Here is a 6,187-nt window from a genome sequence, read left to right as displayed (position 1 = left end):
TCGGCTACGGCCCCGCCTTCCGCGGCGTCCGCGCGGCCTGGCGGCACGGCACCGACCTCCTCGCCGACGTCGAACTGCCCGCCGGCACCGACGAGTCGGGCTTCCTGCTGCACCCCGCCCTGTTCGACACCGCCCTGCACGCCCTCGGCCTCGGCGGCCTGGTCGAGCACGGCGGACTGCCCTTCACCTGGACGGGCGTCCGCCTGCACGCGACCGGCGCCCGCGCCCTGCGGGTACGGCTGACCCGGACCGGCCCCGACGCCGTCGCCCTCACCGCCGCCGACGCCACGGGCCGGCCGGTCGTCACCGTCACCGACCTCCGCCTGCGCCCGGCCACCGAGGTCCGCGGCGGCACCGCTGCCGACGCGCTGCACCGCGTACGGTGGGAACCCCGCCCGGCGGGACCGGCCACCGCGGCCCGCTGGACCGTCCTCGGCCCCGGCGCCGACGCCCTCACCACCGCCCTCGGCTCCCACGGCTCCCGCACCGACGGGACCGCCGCCGACACCGACGTCACCGTGCTCACCCTGCCCGCCGGCACGGACCCGCGGACCGTCCGGGCGGCCACCCGCACCGCCCTCGCCCGGCTCCAGGAGCAGCTCGCCGGCGACCGGCCGACCGGCCCGCTCGTCGTCGTCACCCACGGCGCCGTCGCCGCCGAACCCGGCGACACCGTGCCCGACCTGGCCGGCGCCGCCGTCTGGGGCCTGCTGCGCAGCGCCCAGTCCGAGCACCCCGGCCGCTTCGTCCTGGCCGACCTGGCCACCCCCGAGGACATCACCGCCCTCCCGTCCGCCCTCGCCACCGGCGAACCCCAGATCGCCGTGCGCGACGGACAGGTGCTGGTACCGCGACTGGTCCGCTCGGCCGGCCATGCGCCCGGTGCCGTGCCGTTCGGTGCGGACGACGTGGTGCTGGTGACCGGTGGCACGGGTGCGCTGGGCCGTGTGGTGGCCCGGCATCTGGTCACCGAACACGGTGTGCGGCGGCTGGTGCTGGCGAGCCGCAGGGGTGGCGCCGAGGAGTTGGTGGCCGAACTGGCCGGGTTGGGCGCCGCCGTGGATGTGGTGGCGTGTGATGTGTCGGACCGGGGTGCGGTGGAGCGCCTGGTCGCGGCTTTCCCGTTGACGGGTGTGGTGCACGCGGCTGGTGTGCTGGACGACGGCACGGTGGAGTCGTTGACGGCTGAGCGGGTCGACGCGGTGCTGGCGGCGAAGGTGGACGGTGCCTGGCATCTGCATGAGCTGACGGCTGGTCTGGGTCTGCGGGCGTTCGTGCTGTTCTCGTCGCTGGCGGGTGTCGTGGGCAGTGCGGGGCAGGGCGGGTACGCGGCTGCCAATGCCGCGCTGGACGCGCTCGCCGCGCATCGGCGGGCGCAGGGGCTGCCCGCGACCTCCCTCGCCTGGGGACCCTGGACCGACGGCATGGCCGGCGAGCTGGACCGGGTGGACGCGGCCCGGCTCGCCCGCGGCGGAGTCGTCCCCCTCACCCACACCGACGGCCTCGCCCTGTTCGACGCCGCCTGCGCCGCCGAGGCGCCCCTGACCGTCGCCGCGCGACTGGACCTCGCCGTACTGCGCGCCCAGGCGGACGCGCTGCCGCCCGTGCTGCGCGGACTGGTACCGGCCCCCGCGCTCCGCACCGCCGCGGCCACCCGGCCCGGCGGCTTCGCCGAACGGCTCGCCGCGCTCCCCGAGACCGAGCAGCGCCGGGCCGCCCTGGACCTGGTCCGGGAGACCGCGGCGACCGTGCTCGGCCACGACGGCCCCGACGCCGTGGCCCCCGACCGCTCCTTCCTCGACCTCGGCTTCGACTCGCTGGCCGCCGTGGAACTGCGCAACCGGCTCACCGCCGCCACCGGCCTCCGCCTCGCCGCGACGATCACCTTCGACCACCCGACGGCCGCCGCGCTGGCCCGCCACCTCCTCGACGCGGCCCTGGACGCCGGCCCGTCGGCCACCAGCGGCACACTTGCGCCCGCCACCACCGCCGTGAGCGCGGACGAGCCGATCGCGATCGTCGGCATGGCCTGCCGCTACCCCGGCGGCGTGGCCTCGCCCGAGGACCTGTGGCGGCTGGTGCGCGCCGGCACCGACGCCATCACCGGCTTCCCCGAGGACCGCGGCTGGGACCTCGCGTCCGTCTACGACCCCGACCAGTCCCGCACCGGGACGAGCTACACCCGCGAGGGCGGCTTCCTCGCCGGAGCGGCCGACTTCGACGCCGAGTTCTTCGGCATCAGCCCGCGCGAGGCGCTGGCCATGGACCCGCAGCAGCGGCTGCTCCTGGAAACCTCCTGGGAGGCCGTCGAGCGGGCCGGCATCGACCCCACCACGCTGCGCGGCAGCGCCACCGGCGTCTTCGCCGGACTGATGTACCACGACTACGGCAGCGGCACCGGCACCCTCCCGGAGGGCGTCGAGGGCTACCTCGGCCTCGGCACCGCCGGCAGCGTGCTGTCCGGCCGGGTCGCCTACACCCTCGGCCTGGAGGGCCCCGCCGTCACCGTCGACACCGCGTGCTCCTCCTCGCTGGTCGCGCTGCACTGGGCGATCCAGGCGCTGCGCAGCGGCGAGTGCTCGATGGCCCTGGCCGGCGGTGTCACCGTCATGGCCACCCCGGGCACCTTCGTGGAGTTCTCCCGGCAGCGCGGCCTCGCCCCCGACGGGCGCTGCAAGTCGTTCGCCGCGTCCGCCGACGGCGTCGGCTGGTCCGAGGGCGTCGGCATGCTGCTCGTCGAGCGGCTGTCGGACGCGCGCAGGAACGGACACCGGGTGCTCGCCGTCGTCCGCGGTTCCGCGGTGAACCAGGACGGTGCGTCGAACGGTCTGACCGCGCCGAACGGCCCGTCGCAGCAGCGGGTGATCCGCCAGGCCCTCGCGGGCGCGGGTCTCTCGCCGGCCGACGTGGACGCGGTGGAGGCGCACGGCACGGGCACCACCCTGGGCGACCCCATCGAGGCGCAGGCACTCCTCGCCACCTACGGTCAGGAGCGCGCACAGCCCCTGTGGCTGGGCTCGGTCAAGTCCAACATCGGGCACACGCAGGCCGCCGCCGGTGTGGCCGGTGTGATCAAGATGGTGCAGGCGATGCGGCACGGTGTGCTGCCGCGCACGCTGCACGTGGACGAGCCGTCCCCGCACGTCGACTGGGCCGAGGGCGCGGTGGAACTGCTCACCGAGGAGCGCGAGTGGACGCGTGCGCGCCGGCCGCGCCGGGCCGCCGTGTCGTCGTTCGGCGTCTCGGGCACCAACGCCCATGTCGTCCTCGAAGAGGCACCGGAGCCGGCCGCAGAGCCGGCACCGGCCGAACTCCCCGCCGTCCCGCTGCTGTTGTCCGCGCACACCCCCGCCGCGCTCGCCGCCCAGGCACGCCGGCTGCACGACCACCTCACGGAGCCCGACACCGCCGCCCTGGCGACGGTCGGCCGCTCCCTCGCCGCGTCGCGGGCGTCGCTGTCGCATCGTGCGGTGGTGGTGGCCGGTGATGTGGTGGAGGCGCGGCGTTCTCTTGCCGCGTTGGCGGCGGGGGAGCCGGTCGAGGGTGTGGTGGCGGGTGCTGCCGGGTCGTCGGGTGACGGTCGGGTGGTGTTCGTGTTCCCGGGTCAGGGGGCGCAGTGGGCGGGGATGGCGGTGGATCTGTTGGATTCGTCGCCGGTGTTCGCCGAGCGGATGGATGTGTGTGCGGCGGCTCTGGAGCCGTTCGTGGGTTGGTCGTTGCTGGATGTGGTGCGGGGTGTGGAGGGTGCTCCGGGGCTGGACCGGGTCGATGTGGTGCAGCCGGTGTTGTGGGCGGTGATGGTGTCGCTGGCGGAGGTGTGGCGTTCGTACGGCGTCGTGCCCTCGGCTGTCGTCGGTCACTCGCAGGGTGAGATCGCGGCCGCCTGCGTGGCGGGTGTGCTGTCGTTGGAGGACGGCGCGCGTGTGGTCGCGTTGCGCAGCCGGGCGTTGACGGCGCTGGCGGGCGGTGGGGGCATGGTGTCCGTGGCTGCCGCGCCCGCCGAGACGGAGGAGCTGCTGGCGGGCTGGGCGGACCGGGTCGCGGTGGCGGCGGTCAACGGTCCGCGGTCCGTCGTCGTCGCCGGTGAGGCGGCGGCGCTGGAGGAGTTCCTCGCGCACTGCGCGGAGCGGGAGGTACGGGCCCGCCGAATCGCCGTGGACTACGCCTCCCACTCGCCGCTCGTGGAACCGGTGCGTGCCGGCTGCTGGCCGACCTCGACGGCATCCGGCCGGCCGAGGGCACGGTTCCGCTGCTGTCCACCGTGACGGGGGAGTGGGCCGACGGCACCGCGCTGGACGCCGGCTACTGGTACCGCAACCTGCGGGAGCCGGTGGGATTCGAACCCGCGGTGCGCGCACTGCTCGACGCGGGTCACGGGGTCTTCGTGGAGGTCAGCCCGCACCCGGTGCTGACCGCCGCGGTGCAGGAGACGGCGGAGGCCGCCGAGCGGACCGCCGTCGTGGTCGGCACCCTCCGCCGCGACCAGGACGGGCCGCGGCAACTCCTCACCCACCTCGCCACCCTGCACACCACGGGCACCGACGTCGACTGGGCACGCTGCTTCCCGGGCGTCACCGGCCAGGCCGACCTGCCCACCTACGCCTTCCAGCACACGCGCTACTGGCTGACCCCCTCCGGCCCCTCCGCCGACGAACTGGCCGGAGCCGGACTGACCGCCGCCGGGCACCCCCTGCTCGGCGCGGCCGTCGACCTCGCGGAGGACGGCGGCCTGGTCCTCACCGGACGGCTCGCCGCGGACCCGGCCGCCTGGACGGCCGACCACATCGTCCTCGGCACCACCCTGCTGCCGGGCGCGGCGCTCGCCGAACTCGCCCTCGCCGCCGGCGACCGCGTCGGCTGCGGCACCCTGGACGAGCTCGTCCTCGGCGCGCCCCTGGCGCTGCCCGAGCGCGGCGCCCTGCACCTCCAGGTACGGGTGGGCCGCGCCGAAGCGGACCACCGCCGTACCGTCAGCGTGCACGCGCGCCCCGAGGACGGCGAGGCACCCTGGACCCGGCACGCGGAGGGCGTCCTCACGCCCGGTGACACCGCGGCGACCGGGACGCCGCTGACCGAGTGGCCGCCCGCCGGCGCCGAACCGGTGGACGTGTCCGCGCTCTACGACACCCTCGCCGACCGCGGTCTCGACTACGGTCCGGTCTTCCGTGGCGTCCGCGCGGCCTGGCGGCACGGCACCGACCTCCTGGCCGACGTCGAACTCCCCGCGGACGCCGACGAGTCGGGCTTCCTGCTGCACCCGGCCCTGCTGGACGCGGCCCTGCACCCGATCGGCCTCGGCGGGCTGGTCGGCGACGGCGGACTCCCCTTCGCCTGGCACGGCCTGCGTGTGCACGCCGTCGGCGCCCGCGCGGCACGGGTACGGCTCACCCCGCTGGGCGACGAGACCGTCGCCGTCGACCTCGCCGACGGAACCGGCGCGCCCCTGGCGACCGTCGCCTCGCTGCGCCTGCGGGCCGTCACGGCCGGGCAGGTCGCCGCCGCCCGCACCCCCGCCGACCCGGTTCTGCACCTGGACTGGCTGCCGGTGACCGCCACCGCACCCGCGGACGACACCGCCGCAGAACTCCTGCGCCTTGACGCACCGCACGGGACGGACACCCCCGAGGCGGTACGCCGGGCCGTGCGCGAGGCGCTCGCCGCGGTCCAGCGGTGGATCGCCGACGACCGGGCCGGACGACTGGTCCTCGTCACCCGCGACACCGACCTGCCCGGCGCCGCCGTCGGCGGTCTGCTGCGCTCCGCCCAGGCCGAACACCCGGGCCGGTTCGGCCATGTCACGCTCGACGGACACCCCGACTCCGAGCGCGCCCTGCCCGCCGCCGCGGCCCTGGCCGACGAGCCGTGGGTCGCCGTACGCGCCGGCGAGACGTACGTCCCCCGACTCGCCCGCACCGGTGCCCAGCCGGACGACGGCGCGCCGTTCGGCCCGGACGACGTGGTCCTGGTGACCGGCGGCACGGGCGTCCTCGGCAGGCTGGTGGCCCGGCATCTGGTCACCGAACACGGTGTGCGGCGGCTGGTGCTGGCGAGCCGCAGGGGTGGTGCCGAGGAGTTGGTGGCCGAACTGGCCGGGTTGGGCGCCGCCGTGGATGTGGTGGCGTGTGATGTGTCGGACCGGGGTGCGGTGGAGCGCCTGGTCGCGGCTTTCCCGTTGACGGGTGTGGTG

2 protein-coding genes are annotated in these 6,187 nt (G+C 76.3%); both read left to right on the top strand.

All coding sequences use genetic code 11. The annotated features are described in order from the left end of the window. Positions 1–4,265 (top strand): type I polyketide synthase (locus CCN44_RS43570; protein WP_143650131.1); only part of this gene is annotated, 4,265 nt, incomplete at its 5' end. Continuing rightward, on the top strand, positions 4,262–6,187 hold a 1,926-nt coding region (locus tag CCN44_RS48060), incomplete at its 3' end, for an SDR family NAD(P)-dependent oxidoreductase (RefSeq protein WP_143650129.1). The genes CCN44_RS43570 and CCN44_RS48060, both read left to right, overlap by 4 nt.

The sequence above is a fragment of the Streptomyces tricolor genome, assembly GCF_002155905.1.
GTDB classification, from domain to species: domain Bacteria; phylum Actinomycetota; class Actinomycetes; order Streptomycetales; family Streptomycetaceae; genus Streptomyces; species Streptomyces tricolor.
The sequence above is the reverse complement of the archived record's forward strand: the minus strand, read 5'-3'. Positions and strand labels throughout refer to the sequence as shown.